The sequence below is a fragment of the Neobacillus sp. D3-1R genome (assembly GCF_052180215.1).
Taxonomy (GTDB): domain Bacteria; phylum Bacillota; class Bacilli; order Bacillales; family Cytobacillaceae; genus Pseudoneobacillus.
Map to the genome: position 1 here is coordinate 2,562,131 of NZ_CP197471.1, position 22,157 is coordinate 2,584,287.

The following is a 22,157-nucleotide window of genomic DNA, read 5'->3' on the forward strand; positions in this document are numbered from 1 at the left end:
TACCTCCCATATTTTTCTTATAAATACAATTTTTAGGCCCTATTTAGAACTTTCCTCTCAAATTATACCTTTTTCTGGATAAAAACTACAATTATACTAATTTTTGCAATAACCCTTGAAAGCCTTAGTTTAATTGTTTATGATATTTTTTATATCCTTTACAAATGAGGCGAAAGAATGATTCAAAAATTAACCAAACAACATCACGATGAAGTTATGAAGTTTTTAAGTACAGAACCATCAATCAATCTATTTATCATTGGAGATATTGAAGCATTCGGTTATGAAACAGATTTCCAAGAGTTATGGGGAGAACTTGATGAAAAAAACGAAATTAAAGCGGTGCTTCTTCGTTTTTATAATTCCTTTATCCCTTATGCAAAAGCCGATTTTGATATTGATGGTTTCCTAACTATTATGCATAGTAGACATGAAAAATTAATGCTTTCTGGTAAAGCAGATATTGTTGAAAAGTTTGAAAATAGAGGACTTTCTCTAGGAAAGAAACAAGTAACTTATTTTGCTGAGTGTAAAAGCGATAAATATTTGGGTCAGTCCCATTTAGAAATAAAGAAAGCAACAATTAATGATATTGATCGTATTATCGAGCTTAGAAGTACAATTGAAGAGTTTATGGTTAATCCGAATGCAAAGGAAATGTTATTATCTTCTATGCAATCCAATACAGCGCGAACATACTATACAGAGGAAAACGGAAAAATTACCGCTTGTGTTTCCACTACTGCAGAAAACTCATTATCAGCCATGATCGTAGGAGTATGTACAAGAAAAGAGTATAGACGTAAAGGATTGGCAACAGGTATTATGCAGAAGTTATTTAAAGAAATATTAGAGGAAGGAAAAGTGCTCTGTTTATTCTACGATAACCCAGAAGCAGGGAAAATTTACAAAAGACTAGGATTTATTGATATAGGTCAATGGACAATGTATAGATAACAAAAAAAGAAGCCGTTCGTGTTTGTTTTTGACGAAGTCGGCTTCTTGTTTTATTTATTATTCAAATAGTAGATGATTTTGCATACAATAAAAAGTTCCATTCACAGAAGAATCCAAACGCCTTTTTAAGTGTTTTATTTGTAAAGTTGTTTCCGGAAAAGCAACTTGTATTACCGAAACTTGACCATCGCCTTTTGTTTCTAATAGAAATTCTAGGGATTTTTTTCTTTCATCTAAACGTTCAATATTCAGTAAATGTTGATCAAATTGACTTTTCAACTCAACCAATTGATCTAATTGTTGATTATTCAATTGACTTAAATTGTTCTCGAGTTCCTTAATTGGATTTCTAATTTTATCAATTAATTGAAATTGTTCTTGGTAACACTCACTTATTTCATTTATTTCTGTTCTAATCATATCTCTGTTAATCCCTTCGATATGAATAATCGTTTTCCGTTCAAAATGGTTCCCAATTGTACCTGCAACTACTCTACCTTTCGCCTCAATCACTCCACCTATTAATTTACCTTTAATAGGGTCTGTAAAAATGTTTTTCCCTTTTAATTCACTTCCAATCGAATAGATACCTATATGAATACTCTCTCCTGCTTCAATTAAAGACTCATTTGCATGCTTCACATAGACATTTTTGGCAGCCTTTATGATACTTACTTTTTTACCGAAGACTCCACCTTTTATGTAAACATCACCTTGATGGGAAATAATTTTTTCGACACCACTGATTCCCAGCTCTCCTTGTATGGCAATATCTTTTGTTGCCACTACAGAATAACCGTCTTGGACAGTTCCTCTAACCGTTATGCTGCCCTCGAATTCAATATTTCCTGTTTCTACCCCTACATCCCCATTTATAATAAGATGTTCACCTACAGTAATTTTACATCCTTGAAATTCAACTACTCCATCTATAAGGGCACGTAATACCATTTTTTCATCTTCTTCATATTCTCCAACTGTTCTACGATCGTAGAGAAGATTTATGTTTTTGCCTGGTTTTGGTTCAACGACCTCCCCAGTTATGGTTCTTCCTTGACTACCCTTTGTCGGGGGGGTTTTTTCCCCAAGCCAATCTCCTTTTTTTACTTCATCAATAAAGTTCATGTCAAAAAAATCAGCTTTACCGTCACTTTTTATGGTTGGCTTTCGGTCAGCAAATTTATAATATTGCACTTTTGCATTTTCGCCATTAACAGGGTAAATACCTTCTGCAATAAGAATATCCTTTTGTACTTCCAAATCCCCTTGAATAACTGAGGATAATATCCCTTCCGTTATACCATTTTCGTATAAGACATCTAAGATTTTATTTATATATGAATCTTTGCTTTCTACAAAATCTTTAATTGTAATATTTAATCGAATTTTGGCAGACATTTTATCAGGTGAGATAAAGAGGTTGATTAACGGTCTCCATCCTCCTATTTGAACCTTTTTATTTTCACCACATTCCAGTGCCTCTTTTAAAATAGTAAATTTAGTAATAGTTATTCTTGGGATATTTAAAAGAATCTGTTGAAATTCTTTCAAACCACAACCTATTTGAAACACACTTAAGAAAACGACACCTTTTTCCTCTTCCAATAGAATATTATCGTCTTTGTATATTTCCATATTCACCATTCCAGACTACCTAAGTTACTATCATTATACTGAAAACAACTATGTTTTTGTAAATAATTAAATGAAAATTGCTATTTTTCTTTATAAAAAAATTTCCTAGGGAAGCGCAGAATCTGACAAAAAGGTATTAAAAAACTCCCGATAATTCGGGAGCTTAGGACAAAAAGGGCAAACGTTAGTTTAGGATGGGTCCACTTCATCATAGGATAATGTGGTCACACTTGTATATTCACCCTTTTCAATTTCTTGTTTTGTTGCTGATTCCTCTAATTCCTCTTGATCATTCATTCCTGGAGCAACGGTAGGAGATAACTCCTTATTATCTCTTTGCATAAATACCACCCTTCTCACTTACTTTCTACATTTAACAAGGTTTATTTTATGTAATAGGAATGGAATAATACTCAAAGGTTTTTTATAATTGATGAACGATCTTTAAAGTTTGATTTATATCTTCTGTTGAAACGTTAAAATGGGTAACGAATCGTACTAAATTAGGACCAAAAGTTCCGCAAAGGATGTCCTTTTGCTTTAGCTTTTCAACAAATTCGGTTGAATTCATTTTTAAACCACTTACGTCAACAACAACGATATTGGTGTCCACTTTATTAACCAGTTGGATTCCCGTTATATTCGCTAAACCATCTGCCAATACTTTTGCATTTTCATGGTCTTCAATTAATCTTTCTCTCATTGTAGTTAAGGCTACCAATCCTGGAGCAGCAATAATACCAGCTTGTCTTAAACCTCCTCCAAGCCTTTTTCTCCACTTATGTGCAGCTTTAATAAATTCCTTACTTCCTGCCAAAATAGATCCAACTGGTGCACCTAGTCCTTTAGATAAACAAATTTGAACCGTATCACAATATTGAGTGAACTCAGTTACCGGTTTCTGGGATGCTGCCACAGCATTAAATAAACGTGCTCCATCCATATGGATAGGGATGTTCTTCTCCCTACCAACTTTATATATATCTTTCATATTATCAATTGAAATAATCGCACCTCCAGCACGATTATGTGTGTTTTCTAAACAAATTAACCCTGTTTCAGGAAAGTGTTGGTCTGCTTCACGAATAGCCTCACCTATAAGTTTGGGACACATTTCCCCTCTTTCGCCTTTTATTGTTCGTGTCTGAACTCCCGCTAAAGCTGCAACAGCACCTGATTCATAATAGAAAATATGGGATTCACTTTCTAATATGATTTCATTTCCAGGTCTACAATGAGTCAAAACAGCAATTTGATTTCCTTGTGTACCACTAGTTACATACAGTGCCGCTTCTTTACCCAATAACTGAGCAGCGGTTTCCTCTAACTTATTTATAGTCGGGTCCTCTCCGTAAACATCATCTCCTACTTCTGCAGAGTAAGCCGCTTTTCTCATTTCTTCCGTAGGCTTTGTTACTGTATCACTTCTAAGGTCGATCATCTAAATTCCCTCCTAGAGCTTGTTTTCTTTATTATAGATTTATTTTAAAAAATGTAAAAACCCAAGATCCTGTTACCAGAATCCCGGGTTGTTTGTGATTATTGGAATAATCCTTTAAATGCAGGTGCTGATAATTCTACTTTTTCGAATACACCAGTTACAGCATCAATATAAGATTGTTTGAAAGTGTCAGCTTCAGCAAAATCTTCAGAACCCGCCTTAACTAGCTCTGCTTTTTTAGTATAATATTGTGTTAAATCTTGAGTACCTTTTTCTAATTCACTTGCATAATCTTTTAATTCTTCCGGAACAGCTACAGCAGCAATATCAGTTGAAAAAGTTTTTGCTACTTCAACTGGATCTGATTCACCGTCACCAAATCCACCTTCAGCTGTACGAATAACCTTTGTTACTGCACCTTGATAAGATAAAAGAGCTGAACGTACTTCTTTATTTTGGTCAACCTTAGCAGTTTCTGCTACCTCAGTTTTCTCATCAGTACTTGCTTCTTTTTCAGTACTAGAGCAAGCAGCTAAACCTAAAAGTAATACTGAAGATAATAATAAAGACAATGTTTTTTTCATGTTTTTTTCCTCCCCTTGTGTTTTATCTTTAGTGATAAAATAGACTGGCACATTCTATTTATTTTTTACAGTCTGACTATCATCTAAAGACTTTTTTTACTTTGCTGACAATTTATAATTTAAACTATTTTTACAATATTTTGCAAGTGAAAAATGTTAGATTTTCGAATTTTTTTCTATATTAAAATAATAATATTGTGAATTTTCACAAAAATGTACGTTTTTTACAACATTAAGAAAATTCCCAAATTGCACTTTATTTACATAACATAGTAGTAAACTGTATTGTTCTACTATCAGTTTTGATTTTAGGAAAGCTTTATCCTTTTATCTTTTTATATAAAGGAGGTGTATCCATTGTCCCTAAATAACTGGCAGCACCCTTCAAAAGTATTTAAGCCAGCACAACCCAAACCTCAAAGTAATCAAGAAAGCTTTCGACTAAATTTCCTTTCTGAATTTGTTTCAAAACAAATAAGTCAAAATCATAATCTTAATCAATCGATGAATGAGATTATTCATTCTGTAGAACAAAGCCATCAAAAAATGGACTTTATCATTTGTGAAAATGAAAATCAAAAAAACCAATCTGATGTCTTTCTTGAAAAAGTAATCAATCAAGAAAAATTAACAGAAGAAGTATTATCTTCTCTTAACAATCTAAGGGAGCAACAGAGTCAACTATCAGATAGTATGATGAATGAAAAATGGATGAATGAAGCTATTTTAGATCAATTAAGTTTTCAAGATCAGCAATTACGAAATACAAATCTTCAGCTGGAGAATTATGTGAATCTTGCTCAGAATCTTTCTTTACAATTAGTTCAACAGGAGAAAATCTTAAAAGAAATGGACCAAAAAATTCAAGTCCATGATATTTATCATAGTACAGTCATGGATAGATTGGATAAACAAGATGCATTTAACGAAAAAGTGATAAGACAAATCGATCATTTAAAATCAATTCTGTACGAACGCGTAAGTAACATTATTGAAAAAATAGAAAGTTCTTACCATTCTACTACCGATTATTTTAATGGCATCATTAATCAGTCTGGATTTATGAAACCTTTCCTTTTATCAACCAGGCCAAAAGAGAAAAGTGAAAAAGAAAAAGAAACAAAACCTAACTAACAATTAGAACCTCCTACTTTCTATGGTAGGAGGTTTTAACTGTTCATTTTATTGTTTCGTTTATGATTTTTACAAAATTATGTCTTTCTAGCGTTGTTCACATTTCCTTCACTACTTTTGTGAAAAACCTCACACTTTTTAAACTTATAAATTTATATATTAGCAATGTAAAAGTTATTTATATTACTAACTTATAAATTATTAAGTTTAATAAATGGAGGAACACGTCATGGCACGAATTAACTATTGGAACCCCGAGGATGAAAAGTTTTGGAACACGGAAGGAAAAAAACACGCAAAAAGAAATCTATGGATCTCTGTACCATCTTTAATGATGGCATTTATCGTTTGGCAAATATGGTCAGTTGTGGCTGTACGGTTAAATGATATTGGATTCCAGTTTACTGAAGAACAGTTATTCTCCCTTGCCGCCATTCCAGGTTTAGTTGGGGCAACAATGAGATTCATCTATACATTCGGAGTAGGAAAATTTGGTGGTAGAAACTGGACTGTTTTTTCTACAGCCATTTTAGCCATCCCCGCAACTGGTATCGGTATCGCAGTACAAAATCCGGATACACCATACGGAATTATGTTACTTCTGGCTGCACTTTGTGGTCTTGGTGGAGGAAATTTCTCTTCCTCAGTAGCAAATATCAGCTTCTTCTTTCCTAAAAAAGAAAAAGGTACAGCACTTGGAATTAATGGTGGTTTAGGAAATATGGGTGTTTCTGTTGTACAATTTGTTACACCACTAATTATTACGACTGGTACTTTTGCTTTTATCGGCGGAGAAGGTCAAGTTTTACCTAATGGATCACAAGTTTGGTTGCAAAATGCTGCGTTTATTTGGGTTATACCTATTATTCTATTAACGATTATTGCTGCATTTGGAATGGATAACCTACCAAATGCAACACAATCTGTAAAAGATCAATTTGTTATTGTAAAACGTAAACATACTTGGATAATGTCTGTATTATATGTTGCAACTTTTGGATCTTTTATTGGCTATTCAGCTGCATTTCCGTTGTTACTAAAATCTTTATTCCCTGATTATATATCACTTGCCTTTTTAGGTGCTTTAGTCGCTGCAGCAGCTAGACCAATCGGTGGCTGGATTTCCGATAAACTTGGTGGTTCACGTGTTACCTTCATTGTACTTATCGTTATGACATTAGGTGCTTTTTCTGTCATTCACTTTATCAATCAAAAAGATTTTTCCGGATTCCTACTTTCATTTTTAGTGTTATTCTTAGCGGCTGGTGTTGGTTCAGGTTCAACTTTCCAGATGATTCCCAATATTTTCATCCCTAAGGAAGCTGCACCTGTACTAGGATTCACTGCAGCATTTGCCGCTTATGGTTCATTCTTGATTCCAAAGCTATTTGGTTGGTCTGTAAAAACAACGGGCACACCTGTTACAGCTTTTTACTTCTTTATTGCTACGTATGTCATTTCAATGATCTTAAATTGGTTCTACTATCAAAGAAAAAATGCTGAAGTGAAATGTTAACCTCCTTAAACGGACCGGCCCAGCCGGTCTTTTTTTTCATCATAAAAATAGTACTAATAACCTATTAAAAATTAATTGAAAATTTAGTTAATTAGTCCGTGCCATATTTTATCACTTTACATATATTACTAATAGAAGGAAGGGAGGGAATCATATGTATCTTGTTGTACTTTATTTAGCTAGTATTGTTGCTGGCTATGCATTATCAAAACTTCCAAGTGTAGATTTTCTAAGTGGACTTGGAAATATCTTTAATGCTATTAGTGCCTTATCAATGATTGTCTTTTCTTTAGCAATATTATATATGGGTGTTAAAGCACTTATAAAAAAGTCATAAATAGATGAAAAAGGAGAAAGGGTATCCCTTTCTCCTTTTTTATAAGTTGGCTTATTAACCGAGCTGTTAACATAGCAAAGGTTATAAGTTTGTGTTGTAAGTTTAATCAAGGAATTGAAATGTTTCGATCGCATATTTAGCTTCTGTTTTTAACATATCAAATGGATAAAAGAGGCTACTATCCTCAAATGGGTTTCCTTTTGTAATAGCAGCAACAAAAACAATATCATCCTTTTTTGCAAGCTCCGTTAATTCAATTTCTTCATTACTCGATGACTTTAATTCCTGCCACTCTTCTTCTGTAAGAAATTTAATCGATAAAAATTCTGTAGGTTTGGTTGCTTCTTTTTCAAACAAAAAATTCATTTCTTTTTCTGATTGCTCGACTCTAAATAAATTCTGCCATTTATTTGGAGTATTAATTTCAAATCCGTATGTTGGATTATATTGTGAGCTGAATCCATACAGATATGGTGTCTCTTCAATCAAACCATTTCTTCCATTTAGAAAGCTAAAACTTTTTATAATAGAAGGAACCTCTGCCGAAAGTTTTCCAAATTGAGACACATCCTCTTCATCTGTTAATGCCAAATCTAAAGGCAGATTGTAGCGGTAAATATCATTATCTAATATAGCGAAATCAGTAGAAGGGTCGGGTCCACCATCATAATAAAACTTTAATCTATCTTCCACTTTATCAATACTTATAGTGAAAATATTTTGGCGACTTCCATCTTTGCCCATCATATAAAAGCTCCTACTATTTTCTAACTCCTCGACATTCACCTTGTTTATCCAATCATTTGGGAAATCTAGTTTAAAAGAAAAAGTCTCATCTACATATTGACTACTTGTCAAAATAGGTCCTTGCTCGTTTATCTTACCTGGTAAATCCTCATCAATCTGATCAGGTTGCCTTACTACACCACTGTGTCCTTGCTGCGAATTTTTTGTTTCGTGAATGTAGTCTACTACGATCGTCGTAATGATTGCTAACATTCCACAATAAGCAAGAATGGTTAACACACCACGAAATGGATGACGAAATCTCTGTATGATTCGGTTTTGTTTATCGTTATATTCACTATTCTTTAATTTACGAAAGACTGCTTGACGCTGTTTGGAACCAAACTGAAAATCTTTAAAGGTAGTTTCTGTTATTTCTTGTTTGATATTCTTTAATTGATCTTCCATGTATTATAAGCCTCCTTTCGTAATTTCTCTCTTTAATAATTCCTTCGCTCTTTTTAACCTAGACTTTAATGTATTAATATTTAGATTCAATAATTGACTCATTTCATTTAAGTTCATTTCTTCAAAATAAAATAAATAAATGACTTCCCTATATTTTAAGGGTAATAAAAAAATTAGATTTGACAGTTTAGACTTTTCATCCTTTTGAATAATGATCTCATCTGTTTCCTTATCTCTTGAACCCATTTTCAAGTCAAAAACAGTACTTAAAACAGTGCTTCGATAAGACCAACTTTTTAAATAATCCTTACATCGATTTACAGTAATTCGGTAAAGCCAGGTTTTAATGGAAGATTCCCATTGAAATCGATCAAGATGAGTATAAGCACTTATAAATACTTCTTGTGCCAATTCCTCTGCAATAGACCGATTCTTAACATACGAATAAGCCAAATATAAAATATCATTCCCGTAATCTATCATCATTTTTTCCAACAATTCATCTTTATTTATTTCTGGAGGTTTTCTATCTGGAATGCTCATTATCTCACCTTCACTCTATTTAAACTTTCTTCTATTAGTTTAGACGAAGTCGAGGTGGAAAAAGATGTATTTTTTAAAAATTAATTTAAATAAAAAGCTCTGTTAAACAAGAATGTTGATTTCCGCTGCAGGCACTCGCTTTCCGCGGGAAGAATTATGAAAAAGCCCTACTGCCGGCTTTTTCAAAAATCAAATTCTTCCTTGGGGCGTGCGGTGAGCCTCCTCGTCGCTATCGCTCCTGTGGGGTACAAATGGTCCCTCTTGTGGACCATTTTACTAGGTCTCACCTGTCCCGCTGCTCCCGCAGGAGTCTCGTACCTTCCTCTCCAATCAACTTTGTTAAAAAGCAACACTGCTCTTTAACAGAGCCAAATTAAAAGAAAACGGACTTATCCATTGAATTAGACAAGTCCGTTACTTACTATTCTGCTAATTTAATATTAACTGCACATGCCTTAAATTCAGCTGTACCTGAAATGGGATCAAATTCATTAATCGTTAACACATTGGTTGGAACTTCTCTCCAATGAAAGCTCATAAATACGAGACCTGGTACAACTTGGTCTGTCACTTTTGCTTTTACTTTTAAACTGCCCCTTCTTGAGGAAACTTCGACTACACTTTCATTTTCAATGCCTAATTTCGCTGCATCTACAGGATGGATATCCACTGTTTCCTCTGTTTGCTTCACTTTAACACCTGGAGCATAATATCTAGTTTGCATGTGAGTGTTGTATGACTCATAACGTCTACCCGTTGTTAAGGTGAAAGGATATTCCTCATCTGGCAATTCTATTGGCTCAGTATACGTTACAGGTACAAATTTTGATTTCCAACCAGAAGGGTTATTATTTTCATGGAATTTCTCATGAAGAATATACGTTCCAGGATGACTTTCATTAGGACAAGGGTAATGGATACTGTATTCCTTGTCTAATCTAGAATAAGAAATACCACCATACATTTCTGGTGAAAGTCTTCTTAATTCATTCCAGATTTCTTCACTGTTTTCATACTCCATTGGATAACCCATCTTGGCAGCCAGTTCACAAAGGATCGCCCAATCCTCTTTCACATCTGGATACGGCTCCACGGCTTTTCTTACCCTCTGTATTCTGCGGTCCGTATTGGTATAGGTACCATCTACTTCACCCCATGATGCAGCTGGTAAAACAACATCCGCTATTTCTGCTGTATCCGTCATAAAGATATCCTGAACAATAAGTAGCTCTAGCTTCTCAAATATTTTTCGGGTATGGTTCATATTAACATCTGCTAGTATTGGATTTTCACCGATACAATAAAGTGCCTTTACTTGACCGTTTTCCATTTTTTCAAAGGTTCTTGTTTGAGTATCTCCTACCTTCGTAGGTATTTTAATACCCCAATCTTTTTCAAAACGATTGCGATATTCATCGTTTAAGATACTGATTGCTCCTGGTAATTGGTTTGGTAAACACCCCATATCACCGGCACCCTGAACATTATTTTGACCACGAAGTGGCATGATTCCTGTACCCTTTTTCCCTATATTCCCAGTTAATAAAGCAAGATTAGCAATATCTAAAACATTATTTACTCCACAATGATGTTCAGTTATGCCAAGAGTATAAGCAATCATCGAATTTCCTGAAGTAGCGTATTCTCTTGCAGTCTCTATAATTTCATCTGGTGACAAACCAGTAACCATTGAGGCATATTCAGGTGTGTATCTTTCAACTTGTTTTTCCAATTCCCCAAAATCCACGGTAAATTGTTCAATAAAATTAGGGTTGTATAGTTTTTCCTTCATAATAACGCGAATCATCGCATTGATTAAGGCAATGTCTGAACCAACTTGCAGCTGTAGATGGCGATGAGCGATCTTTACCATATCAATCTTTCTTGGATCGATCACAATTACTTTTAAGCCTGCTTTTGCTGCCTTTTTAATTCGATTTGCAATAATCGGATGGGCTTCAGTTGTATTTGAACCCATTAAAAGCAATACCTTTGCTTCATAAAAATCATCTAAAGTATTCGTAGGGAAACCGCTTCCAAAAATAGTTGCCAGACCGGCAACGCTTGGTGCGTGTCACGTTCGGTTACAACCATCTATATGGTTATTTCCAATGACAGTTCGCATAAATTTCTGAGTAACATAGTTTGATTCATTGGTACTTCTCGCACAAGCAAACATGGAGATAGCATCTGTTCCCCAATCAGCTTTTATTTGATTTAGCTTTTGGGCAATGAATTCATAAGCCTCATCCCACGTAGCTTGAACAAGTTTCCCTGCCTTTCTAATAAGAGGATGCTTTAACCTTTCATCAGCATGAACATATTCATAAGCAAAAGCACCTTTTACACAGGTTTGACCATTATTAACTGGAGCATCCTTATCTCCACGAATCTTAGTAATACGATTATTATTTACTTCAAGAACTAGTCCACATCCTGTTCCACAATAGCCACATACCGTTTTAACATGCTTTGTATCCTCCATCAAATCCCCTCCTTCACAATAGACAAGCATTTAAAAATATATTCCCTACTATCATATTAGTATATTTTTCTATCAAGAATGTTGAACATTTTCTGACAAATTAAATAACCAAATAAAAAAACGGAAAGTTACCTTTCCGTTTTCATTTTGTTTATGCAGTTTTAGCAGGTAGTAAGATATTAAATGTTGTTCCTTTATTTAGCTCACTTTCAACATAAACACGACCATTATGGTTTTCAATAATTTTAAAACTTACCATCAAACCGAGTCCATTGCCATTTTTCTTAGTAGTAAAAAATGGTTCGCCCAATTTTTGAAGTTTTTCTTCAGATATTCCTATACCGGTATCTTGAATGGATATTTGAACACTTTGTTCATTTACAAATGTCTTAACGATTAAATCGCCACCATTTGGCATTGCCTCAATTCCATTCTTGATAAAATTTAGGAAAACCTGTTTTAACCGATTCTCATCACATTCAACTTGAATAATTTCTTCCTGACATTCTAATTGAAGACGTACATTTTTCTTTCTTGCTTCAAATTCGAGTAGGGAAACAACATTTTTAATAATTGGAATAATATTCTTTTCTTCTAGTTCAATCATCTTTGGTTTTGCTAAGACCATAAATTCTTCCACTATATTGTTAACTCGATCGATTTCATCAAGGATAATATCTAAAAATTCTTTTCGCTGTGGATCTGTTTCATCTAAGCTAAGGAACTCCGTATATCCTTTCATCGATGTTAATGGATTTCGAATTTCATGGGCCACTCCTGCCGCTAATTGTCCCACAGCAGCCAGTTTATCTTGACGATGAACAATTTCCTCCGTACGCTTTTTCTCCGTAATATCATTTCGAATCGCCAAATATTGATATGGCTTTCCATACTCATTGATGAAAGGAACAATCGTAGTATCTACCCAATAAAGCGTCCCATCTTTCGCTTTATTTTGGATATCACCTTTCCAAACATGACCATTACCAATTGTTTTCCACAGCTCTTTAAAGAAAGATTTTGGATGATTTCCTGAGTTTAAGATTTTGTGATCCTGTCCAATAAGTTCTTTTGTGCTATATTTAGAAATCTTACAAAAGTTTTCGTTTACATAGGTGATAATACCTTTTGCATCTGTAATCGCGACAATGGACGATTGATCAAGAGCAAATTTGAAATCACTTATTTCTTTTAATGTTTCTTTAAGATGTACTTCAGTTGTTTTACGATTGGTAATATCTGTTCGAATCGCAATATACTGGTAAGGTTTACCATTAGTATTTAAAAATGGAACAATGGTTGTATCAACCCAATAGGTAGACCCATCTTTTGCACGATTACATATTTCACCTTTCCAAACTTCCCCATTTCCAATGGTTCCCCACAGGCTTTTAAAGAAGTACGGCGAATGATATCCCGAATTTAAGATTCGATGGTCTTGACCTAATAATTCATCCTCCGTATATTTAGAAATCTCACAAAATTTATCATTTACATACGTAATTTTTCCTTTTGCATCTGTAATAGCCACAATGGAAGATTGATCTAGAGCGAATGTTATGTCTTTAATATCTTTTAATGTATTTATTACTTTTTCTTCTGCTTCTTTTCGGGTAGTAATATCACTTCGAATGGATACATATTGGTATGGTTTTCCTTTATTATTCAGAAAAGGAACAATGGTTGTATCAACCCAATAATAGGATCCATTCTTTGCTCTATTACGGATTTCCCCTTTCCATATTTCCCCTTTACCGATCGTTCCCCAAAGATTTTTAAAGAAAGCTGGAGAGTGGTAACCCGAATTAAGGATATTATGATTTTGTCCTAAAAGATCATTTTCTTCATAACCGGATATCTCTACGAACTTCTGGTTTACAAAAGTAATATTCCCTTTCTCGTCTGTAATAGCAACAATAGATGATGCATCCAAAGCAGCTGTAATATCCTTCAAATTTGTATCACTTTTAACTAAACGCTTACTAATTAGTGCATTTGTTCCAATTAATCCAGTAAGGATAAAAACAGCAACAACTAGTACTAGTACCAATATAAACATTTCTTGTGTTGTATTAGTTTGGATAATGTTTTCTTTTGAAGTGAAGACTGCTGAACGCATTAATAAATAGTGACCTTCTACCACTGCACCTGAAATAATTAGGGAACTTATTGGTTTTAACCATAATTGAGTTTGGTTTGAAGATTCTTTAGAAAGAAATAGGATCCAAAGCGAAAAAAGAAAAGATCCAAATATTAAAGCAAAAGATAGGGCAAAAAGAAAAAAGTGAAAGTTAATATTCATATTCATTCCATACATTCCAATAATATGGACTGAAAACACTGCAAAGGTTAGAAATAAACTACCAAAAATAAGTTGAAACTTTTTAGCCTTATTTTTCAAAAGTGTTGAAAAAGCAATTCCTGTAAATAAAATACCGGTAATTAACGATAACAAGGTTAAACCTATATCGTAGTTCGCATAACGATTTAGGTCTGCTGATAGCATCCCTAAAAAATTCATTACCCATATTCCAATACCAAAAGCGAAAGTACCACCTAAAAATAGGAATCGTTTATTTCGTTCTGATGAAGTAATAAGGGTAAACAAGTCGAATGCTGTATATGAAGACATAATCGTTAAAACGATTGCCACAAGTATCATAACTGGGTTTGAAGCAATTAGTGAAGTTGTCATATCCTTTTGAATCTACCCCCTTAGATAATAAATAAGTTATAAGATGATTGTAATCTAAACTAATAATCTATGGAAGTGGAATATTTTCAAAAAAAGTTCACAAATAATGCCATAAAGACCTTGACTTTAATGTTATCATGATATATTTTGCCCATTTTTTTATATTTCATAAAAAAGTATACACTTTTTGATCAATCAGGATTATACTGTACTATAACAACTCTAAATATATTAAAACTGTTTTATAAAAAGGAGGAATTATCATGTTACAAAGTCCTGTAGAATTTTTTAAGAATTTACCAAAAAAGGTTTGTGCGGAATGTGGCCAACATATTCAAGAACAGGCAGAATCTTATTTATTAGAGTGTGATCGTTGTTTATCGAAAAAACAGGAATAGATGATACAAAAGAACAAAAGTATGCCACCCGTTTAACAACATAATATTATTTTTCCTAAAACATGAAAAAAGCTCACTGAACATTAGTCAGCGAGCTTTTTTAACATCTTTGGGGACCCAACCATGTACATTGGTAGTTTACCCAATGTGTGTTTGTTCCGATGGATATAACATTAATGGTTATTCAAATCGAAACAATACTTTCTTTGAGTCTTACCTAAAGACCCGATTTTTCCCGCCCAATTTAAAGTAAACATTATAGGTTATCTTCTTATCCATTAAACTGGATTCGTTAAGTCATTGAAACCTTACTCTGGTAACTTTAAGAGCAGCTGGCTTTAAAACGCTTTAGAACGTATATCTACTTCCTATAGGCTCTAAACAGTTTAGCATCCAAGCTAGTTTCATTAAACTATCCAATATTCATGGGTTTATTTCTTTAAAAGTAAAGAACAACCTGAAAATGCTTCTTACTTGAGCGTATGATTCAACTATTCAATTGTCAATCGTTCACATTATCTCGGAACGAACACTGAATGGTTGAGCCTCCAAAGATGTTAACTTCTTACACCTTTAGTATACATCTAAAAAATACCTTTAAACGCATAAGTTGTTACATTATTGTGAAGCTTTTTTAAGCTAACATTCAGAAGATGTATAATCCTAAACTAATCTGCAAAATCTTTAATCAAGGAGTGATCACATTGACTGAAAAAGATAATTATTTAACTAATAGCCCATCTAGACAACAAGTTACGATTCAAAATGATGACAACTTTCCAAATGCAAAAAATATCCCTGGTGACTCTGTTGATGGACATAAAGAATTAGAAGAAGCTAATGCATTTATAACTGGTGAAGAGATAAAACAGCAAAATGAAAATTTGTAATGGTTCTGACCCATTAAGAAATGGGTCAGATTTTTGGTAGTTCTCTCAATTCATGAATTGTTTCATTTCCACAAATTGGGCACAGTAAATCATCGGTTGCGTATTCTTTTCTCATCCAACCTTTGCAATTTTCATCAGCACAGGAATATACGTCTGTACTTATGTATACCATCTCTTCTTTTTCTTCGAGTGATTTTTTACCAAAAAATATAATAATCGCCTCCTTTTTTCATAGTATTAACTAAAAAAGCTTTTTTTAACAAATTTTTTAAAAGGAGTAACAGGATGACTAATCGAAAAAAAACAATTGTAGGCACTGATATTGAAGAAGTTAAAAAATTGAATTCTGAATCTGGGCTTTCCTATAACCAGGTTAAAAAATTATTAGCAGAAAAATATTTAAAAAGATAAGGCAGGTATATTACCTGCCTTCTGCTAAATTTGCCCTTTTATAGGAGTGTCCTTTTTCTTTACGAACTAACCACATGGTTAATAACACTCCAATTAACCCCATTACAAAGAAAAATAAGTAAACAAAATAGATATTTAATTCTTCATAAATAATTCCACTAATAAAGGTACTAAACCAGTTCCCTAAACCATTTCCTATTGCTGAATAAATTGTTACAGCTGTAGCAGTAATTTGAACGGGTGTTATTTCCCGAATATATTGAAGTGCTGCCGGAATAAACAGGCCAATTGAAAAGCCTTGAATGACAGAAGTAATGTATATAATGTTTAAGTTTGGTTCAGAAAAATATAAAAGCCATCTTAAACAGCTAATTACCCCCGCAAGTGTAGCCACTTGAAGAATCCCAATTTTATTTATCCAATTTCCTGCTACTCGCATAAATGGAATTTCGGAGAGAACAGCAACTAAAAAGGCAATCCCTATTCCTGTATATGTTCCACCACGGTCTTGAATAAATAAACTAAAGTAAAAATTATTAGCTAAGTTTGGACCAAAAATCATAAACGTTACAACCAAAAAAATCGTAAATTTTTTAATAGCGAATAATTCCTTTATACCAGTAAAAATTTTCATTTTAGCATCAATTTTTTCGTTAGGAATTTTAGTAGTCAGTAATGAAGCTAGGACTAATGATACGCAAAAAGAAATAAAGATACTTATCGCAAAATGCTCTGATAATTTACCCATTATAAAAACAGCTAAGCCGAATCCTAAGGAACCAAATAAACGGATATTTCCGTAATTCTCCTTTATTCTCGTTGAAAATTTTAAGGAGATACTATCAGATATAGGTATGATTGCACTTTGGAAAACTGAAACCATTAAAGCAATCAAAAATAAACCATAAAAATCTTCAAACATGGTGAATCCTAAAGACAATAGCCCAGCTAAGATGGTGGTTATCATTAATAACTTTGTCGGCTTTTTTACATTATCTGATAACATTCCCCATAAAGGCTGAAAGAAGATCATAATGATAGGACCAATGGACAGAATAAGTCCAATTTCATAACCATTCATCTTCTGAACATCCCTCAAATATACACTTAATAATGGATACATACTTCCTATTCCAAAAAATGTTAGAAGGTAGAAGCTCTTTAATGTTTTTAATTGTGATCGTTCTAAAGTATTCATCTTCACTCTCCAAATACAAAAAATTAACTTAACCATTGTAACATTAATTGGTATTTTATAGTGAATGATTTGATGGGAAGGGTAACTTTTTGACTGTCTTGGTAAGCATTGTTGCTATTATGTAGAAGTTGACTTCCACTACAGGATGCTCCAGTCAACGATTAGTTAAAATATCCATTTCTTTAATAACACTCTGTAAGAATAAAGTGTTATTTTTTATATAAATGGCTGTGTTAAAGTACATTGTTGATTTTTTATAACCTGTTGATTGGAGCGGAAGGCGCGAAGACTCCTGTGGGAGTACGGTTCAGGGGAGACCCCGGAGGCGCAAGCGCCGAGGAGGCTCACCGAAACGCCCACGGAAAGCGAAGCGCCTGGAGCGGAAATCAACAACCAAGTTTAACAGAGCCATATAAATAAAAGACGGACCCATTTTAGCCATTTTGATTTTGCGAAGCTTGGTCCGTCTAGATTGTTGTTATGAAATTTTTGTTTGCAGAGTATCCTCTTTTATAACTGGCATTAAATTTGTTGCTTTAGGCTTGGAAGACAAGTAAACATAGAGGAAACCTACAAAGAAACCACCACCAATGATATTTCCAATGGTTACTGGAATTAAATTATGAATGGCACCTGTTAAAGTAATAGCTTCAAGATGAGGAACTGCTAAGGAAATGGAAAAGGTAACCATATTAGCTACACTATGTTCAAATCCCGAAGCTACAAAGGCAAACACCAATAAAAGCATCGCACTAATCTTCGCTCCATCTCCTTTTATATTTAATGGAATCCAAACTGCTAGGCATACGAGCCAATTACAAAGAATTGCTCTAAAAAATAATTCCATTGTAGATAATTCCATCTTATGACTTGCTACATTCATAAGATATTGACTATTGTCTAGTGAAGAAAATAATCCGGATAACATCACCATGAAAGCAAATCCAATAGCTCCCATTAAATTTCCTAAATAACAGGTAATCCAATTTTCAATGGTGTCCTTCCAAGTGGTCTCTTTTTTTAGGGTACTAATAACAAATGTCATCGTATTGCCAGTAAACAATTCAGACCCGCCATATATGATCAGAACTAAAGCAAGACCAAAAAAGATCGAACTTACTAAAGAGGTAGCTGGTGAGCGTGCATCAAAAAATGACTCTCCAAGTCTATAGGACATCATGATTCCAAAACCAATGTAAACACCTGACAAAGCCGCTCTAACTAAATATTGAAGCAGTGAGGTTTCTAAATAACCCTTTTTCTTTTTCGCTAACTCAATGACTAAATCTATTGCAGATGTATTCATCACACAAGACCCTTTCTTTGTTTGTGAATTTCATCACAATCTTGATAAATTCATCATAAACCCATTTCTACCTTTTGTTAATGAACGAAATATGTCAATTTATTAAGCGTTTACAAAACTCAAAAAATGGTCCTTTACCGAATTAACGCGTCGGGGGTCTGACCCCCGACGCGTTAATTTGATAAAGTATTTATTCCTCGTTGTGTTCTATACTTAATCCTTCTATATGCCTTTTTTCCATCAGTTTCTTTTTCTTACGGTTTTCTACTGAGTCAAACACAATATTAAAGTCATAGTCTGCTGGATACAACTCAGCACTTGAAATATATAAATGCAATCGCTTATGATTGATTTCCTGTTTTACTCCTTTGATTTGAACAATATAATTTCCTTTAGCATCCGGACCTTTATAGACAATTCCTATTTCATCAGTTGAGCTGATTTTAACATTATCACCCATCTCAAACAGTTGTATATGACTTGTTGTTTCCTTTATTTTCTTTTCACGACGTTGATGTCGATTTATAATTACCTGTTTATCCAACTCTGCTTTTAATGAAAAATCTTGTTCAGGTATTTTATACTCTTTTGTTTCTTTATAGGTAATGAAATGAGCTTTTTCTATTATTTTCGGATGTAATCCTAGTTTTAAGGCAATGGCAAATGCTTGGCTATCCCCACCTCTGCCTATAATAAGGCGATAAGTTGGCCTTAAAGTTTCTAAGTCAAATTCCATTGAACCATTAATAAATCCTTCATGCTGATAAGCAAATTCTTTTATTTCACTATAATGCGTTGTTGCAAATAACGTACACCCTTTTAGATACAATTGTTCTAATATCGCTGTTGCTAATCCCATCCCTTCACCTGGGTCAGTTCCAGATCCTAGTTCATCTAGCAATACAAGCGAGCGATCGTTGGCTTCCTTTAATATCTCAACAATATTAACAATTCTAGAACTAAAGGTACTTAAGTTTTGCTCAATACTTTGCCCATCACCAATATCTACTAATACTTTATGGAAAATACTCATTTGAGATCCACTTTCCACAGGAAGATGAAGCCCTGATTGAAACATGATTGTTAACAATCCAACAGTCTTAATCGTTACCGTTTTTCCTCCTGTATTTGGACCTGTAATCACTAATGAGTGGCAGCCATTGCCGAGTTCGAGATTTAGTGGTACAGCAAGATCTCCCAAAAGTGGGTGCTTTGCATTTTTCAAATATATGTGATGTTCTTCATTTATCCCAATTGGCACACCATCAATAAATCGGCTATATTTCGCTTTTGCAAACAGAAAGTCATAATGAATCATTGTTTCCATCGCTAAGCGAATTTCTGATTCATGACTTTCGACAAGTCCTGTTAGGTATATTAAGACCTTTTCTATTTCCTGTTCTTCTTCCATTATAACCCAGTCAAGCTGTTCCTGACCTGAAGCTATTTCTTCAGGTTCAATAAAAATAGTAGAACCTGAAGCAGAGGTATCAATCACATTCCCTTTTATCTTATTTCGGTATTCTTTTTTTATTGGTATAACAAACCGGCCGTCACGTTGACTGACAACCGCTTCCTGTAAATACGTTTTATATTTGGAAGACTTTAAGATTTGCAATACCTTTTCCTTCAGGCGCTCTTCTAAAATAGCTTTTTGCTTTCTCACCTTTAAAAGTTCTTTACTCGCATAATCATCAACGGCTCCATTTCTAATACACCTTTGAATCTCAGCTTCAAGATTAGGTAAATCCGAGATAGAGTAAACATAGGAAGTAACGATAGGAGCAACATGTTCCTTATCTTTCATAAATCTTCTCATTTTACTACAGCAATCTAAAAAATGATGGAGCTTCATTAACTGATCAGCTTTTAAAGCAACCCCTTTATTAATGCCCTTTAGGATTTGCTCCATACCTTCTAACCCATGAACAGGAACGCTACTACTAATCTGTAAAATAGAGACTGCTTCTGTTAATTCTGCTAGCCATCCCTCAATTTGTCTTTTATTTACGGAAGGAAATAATTGTAGAACTTGGTTCTTACCTTCTTGAGTCAATGCGTAACTTGCAATCATTTCTTTAATTCGATTAAACTCTAGTACTTCAAACGTTTGATTATTCATTGTTTATTCTCCTTTTAATTTCAAAACGATTTTTACGTTCTCCAATTAAATAGGACACCCGAGTTGAGATAAGAACTTTGACCAGTCTATTTCCCTTTTACGACAAAAAATAAAAGGCCATAATGAACAAACGTCATTACGGCCTTCACATAAACAGATTTTCCCCTGTTTAGTATGATTAACAATTATACCCATTCAAATAAAATAAAAAGCTATGCTAAACGAAGCATAGCTAAAATTGAATTAGTAATTTTGTCTGCTATGACACTGTTCTTAACCTCACTCCAATGCAATAAGAAATAAACCTCCATCAACGGAAGCTTTTTTTAGCTCGGAATGTCCGTATTTAATTTCACGGTTTAGTTAAGAACGACACCTAACATACAACATACTCCTTTATAAAAAGAATTAACCTAATAATACATAATATGAAAAATTATGTCAATGGGCCTCTGATTGACTTTGCTTTATTATTAAACGTTAAAGATATCACAGAAACCACACCTTCCTGTATCGTTCTGCAATATGGAATAAAGGACAAAAATACAGAATAATGATTTTGTTCACATTTTATCCATGTCTTTTTTAAAAAAGTTTCTTTATCTTAATGATAGGGAGGTTTTCAATATGAAGAAAGTAGTTATTATTAGTTTTTTATTGGTGTTTATTGGAATAGCAGCTGGAATTTCGTTCTTCCTTATCCGTGATGCTAATGCACAAATTCCAGAAGATGTTACTCTAATTAATCAAAACGGAGAAAATTACCGCTTTGGTGATGATCATACAAAAGTGAAATTAGTAGAATTCATTTATACACATTGCCCAGATATATGTCCAACAACTACTCAAAAGATGAGTATGTTAAAAAATGACCTTGAAAAAGAAGGCGTCTTTGGTAAGGACGTTGAATTTATTACTGTGACCATAGATCCTTATCGTGATACAAAAGAAGTATTAAACAAATACATGGAAACCTTTGAAATTAAAAATAATGGCAGCTGGATATTCTTAACTGGTGATTTGAATGACATGACAGAGAGTCATAAAAGAATTCGTCAAATTGCAGATACTTTTCAATTTCAATATCGCGATCCAGGTGACGGATATTTCGTTCATAGCTCCTTTACTTTTTTAGTTGATAAAGACAATAAATACATCAAAAAATTCCCTATGGGTGAGGATTTTAATAAAAAAGAAGTTTTTGATGAAATAATGAAAAACCTGTAATCAAGAACAAAAAGCGCAAGCGCCTTGAACAGCCCCGACAAGCAAATGTTCTCTAGTGTTAGAAGTCTGAACTCCGACTTCTTA

Annotated in this window: 20 protein-coding genes; 8 read left to right on the forward strand and 12 right to left on the reverse strand. The window is 33.7% G+C overall.

The window, feature by feature from the left end; genetic code table 11:
- Positions 1 to 177: 177 nt before the first annotated feature.
- On the forward strand, positions 178 to 957 hold the full coding sequence (locus ACSBPO_RS13145; protein WP_442593953.1) for a GNAT family N-acetyltransferase: 780 nt from the start codon (positions 178 to 180) through the stop codon (positions 955 to 957).
- 57 nt (positions 958 to 1,014) lie between these two features.
- Here the strand turns inward: ACSBPO_RS13145 and ACSBPO_RS13150 are convergent, their stop codons facing one another.
- The 4 genes from ACSBPO_RS13150 to ACSBPO_RS13165 form a co-directional block, all read right to left on the reverse strand.
- Positions 1,015 to 2,592 carry a DUF342 domain-containing protein gene (locus tag ACSBPO_RS13150; RefSeq protein WP_442593955.1) on the reverse strand — a complete coding sequence of 526 codons (1,578 nt, stop codon included), beginning with the start codon at positions 2,590 to 2,592 and terminating at the stop codon, positions 1,015 to 1,017.
- A gap of 189 nt (positions 2,593 to 2,781) precedes the next feature.
- Complete coding sequence (locus ACSBPO_RS13155; RefSeq protein ID WP_442593957.1) at positions 2,782 to 2,934, reverse strand: hypothetical protein; 153 nt, start codon at positions 2,932 to 2,934, stop codon at positions 2,782 to 2,784.
- Positions 2,935 to 3,016: 82 nt separating this feature from the next.
- On the reverse strand, positions 3,017 to 4,033 hold the full coding sequence (ltaE, locus tag ACSBPO_RS13160; RefSeq protein WP_442593959.1) for a low-specificity L-threonine aldolase: 1,017 nt from the start codon (positions 4,031 to 4,033) through the stop codon (positions 3,017 to 3,019).
- A 98-nt stretch (positions 4,034 to 4,131) separates the two neighbouring features.
- On the reverse strand, positions 4,132 to 4,617 hold the full coding sequence (locus ACSBPO_RS13165; RefSeq protein WP_442593961.1) for a hypothetical protein: 486 nt from the start codon (positions 4,615 to 4,617) through the stop codon (positions 4,132 to 4,134).
- 357 nt (positions 4,618 to 4,974) lie between these two features.
- On the opposite strand from ACSBPO_RS13165, the gene ACSBPO_RS13170 reads away from it, so the two are divergent.
- The 3 genes from ACSBPO_RS13170 (at position 4,975) to ACSBPO_RS13180 (ending at position 7,604) form a co-directional block, all read left to right on the forward strand.
- Entirely contained in the window at positions 4,975 to 5,751 is a 777-nt protein-coding gene (locus tag ACSBPO_RS13170; RefSeq protein ID WP_442593963.1) for a hypothetical protein, read from the forward strand.
- 229 nt (positions 5,752 to 5,980) lie between these two features.
- Positions 5,981 to 7,267, forward strand: coding sequence for an MFS transporter (locus tag ACSBPO_RS13175; RefSeq protein WP_442593965.1), 1,287 nt, complete (start codon positions 5,981 to 5,983; stop codon positions 7,265 to 7,267).
- A gap of 154 nt (positions 7,268 to 7,421) precedes the next feature.
- Positions 7,422 to 7,604: a hypothetical protein gene (locus ACSBPO_RS13180; protein ID WP_442593967.1), complete on the forward strand. Its 183-nt coding sequence runs from the start codon at positions 7,422 to 7,424 to the stop codon at positions 7,602 to 7,604.
- 102 nt (positions 7,605 to 7,706) lie between these two features.
- Here the strand turns inward: ACSBPO_RS13180 and ACSBPO_RS13185 are convergent, their stop codons facing one another.
- The 4 genes from ACSBPO_RS13185 to ACSBPO_RS13200 all read right to left on the reverse strand — a co-directional run bounded on the left by ACSBPO_RS13185 (position 7,707) and on the right by ACSBPO_RS13200 (position 14,521).
- On the reverse strand, positions 7,707 to 8,798 hold the full coding sequence (locus ACSBPO_RS13185; RefSeq protein ID WP_442593969.1) for a hypothetical protein: 1,092 nt from the start codon (positions 8,796 to 8,798) through the stop codon (positions 7,707 to 7,709).
- A 3-nt stretch (positions 8,799 to 8,801) separates the two neighbouring features.
- On the reverse strand, positions 8,802 to 9,341 hold the full coding sequence (locus ACSBPO_RS13190; RefSeq protein ID WP_442593971.1) for a sigma-70 family RNA polymerase sigma factor: 540 nt from the start codon (positions 9,339 to 9,341) through the stop codon (positions 8,802 to 8,804).
- A 421-nt stretch (positions 9,342 to 9,762) separates the two neighbouring features.
- Positions 9,763 to 11,856 carry a formate dehydrogenase subunit alpha gene (gene fdhF / locus ACSBPO_RS13195; RefSeq protein WP_442593973.1) on the reverse strand — a complete coding sequence of 698 codons (2,094 nt, stop codon included), beginning with the start codon at positions 11,854 to 11,856 and terminating at the stop codon, positions 9,763 to 9,765.
- 121 nt (positions 11,857 to 11,977) lie between these two features.
- The gene (locus ACSBPO_RS13200; protein WP_442593975.1) at positions 11,978 to 14,521 is read right to left on the reverse strand and encodes a PAS domain S-box protein; all 2,544 of its coding nucleotides are present in this window, start codon (positions 14,519 to 14,521) and stop codon (positions 11,978 to 11,980) included.
- 263 nt (positions 14,522 to 14,784) lie between these two features.
- Here ACSBPO_RS13200 and yhfH point away from each other — a divergent pair, with 263 nt between their 5' ends.
- Positions 14,785 to 14,919, forward strand: a complete 135-nt coding sequence (gene yhfH / locus ACSBPO_RS13205) for a protein YhfH (RefSeq protein WP_442593977.1) — start codon at positions 14,785 to 14,787, stop codon at positions 14,917 to 14,919.
- 704 nt (positions 14,920 to 15,623) lie between these two features.
- Positions 15,624 to 15,809 carry a hypothetical protein gene (locus ACSBPO_RS13210; protein ID WP_442593979.1) on the forward strand — a complete coding sequence of 62 codons (186 nt, stop codon included), beginning with the start codon at positions 15,624 to 15,626 and terminating at the stop codon, positions 15,807 to 15,809.
- Positions 15,810 to 15,834: 25 nt separating this feature from the next.
- Here the strand turns inward: ACSBPO_RS13210 and ACSBPO_RS13215 are convergent, their stop codons facing one another.
- Positions 15,835 to 15,981 carry a cold-inducible protein YdjO-related protein gene (locus tag ACSBPO_RS13215; RefSeq protein ID WP_442593981.1) on the reverse strand — a complete coding sequence of 49 codons (147 nt, stop codon included), beginning with the start codon at positions 15,979 to 15,981 and terminating at the stop codon, positions 15,835 to 15,837.
- 113 nt (positions 15,982 to 16,094) lie between these two features.
- Here ACSBPO_RS13215 and ACSBPO_RS13220 point away from each other — a divergent pair, with 113 nt between their 5' ends.
- Positions 16,095 to 16,220: a hypothetical protein gene (locus tag ACSBPO_RS13220; protein ID WP_442593983.1), complete on the forward strand. Its 126-nt coding sequence runs from the start codon at positions 16,095 to 16,097 to the stop codon at positions 16,218 to 16,220.
- Between the two features lie 10 nt (positions 16,221 to 16,230).
- On the opposite strand, the gene ACSBPO_RS13225 is transcribed toward ACSBPO_RS13220, so the two are convergent.
- The 3 genes from ACSBPO_RS13225 to ACSBPO_RS13235 form a co-directional block, all read right to left on the reverse strand.
- A complete protein-coding gene (locus tag ACSBPO_RS13225; protein WP_442593985.1) occupies positions 16,231 to 17,418 on the reverse strand; it encodes an MFS transporter in 1,188 nt (395 codons plus the stop codon).
- 478 nt (positions 17,419 to 17,896) lie between these two features.
- Entirely contained in the window at positions 17,897 to 18,724 is an 828-nt protein-coding gene (locus tag ACSBPO_RS13230; protein ID WP_442593987.1) for a formate/nitrite transporter family protein, read from the reverse strand.
- Between the two features lie 190 nt (positions 18,725 to 18,914).
- On the reverse strand, positions 18,915 to 20,846 hold the full coding sequence (locus ACSBPO_RS13235; protein ID WP_442593989.1) for an endonuclease MutS2: 1,932 nt from the start codon (positions 20,844 to 20,846) through the stop codon (positions 18,915 to 18,917).
- A gap of 627 nt (positions 20,847 to 21,473) precedes the next feature.
- Here ACSBPO_RS13235 and ACSBPO_RS13240 point away from each other — a divergent pair.
- Positions 21,474 to 22,073: an SCO family protein gene (locus ACSBPO_RS13240; RefSeq protein ID WP_442593991.1), complete on the forward strand. Its 600-nt coding sequence runs from the start codon at positions 21,474 to 21,476 to the stop codon at positions 22,071 to 22,073.
- Positions 22,074 to 22,157: the final 84 nt, after the last annotated feature.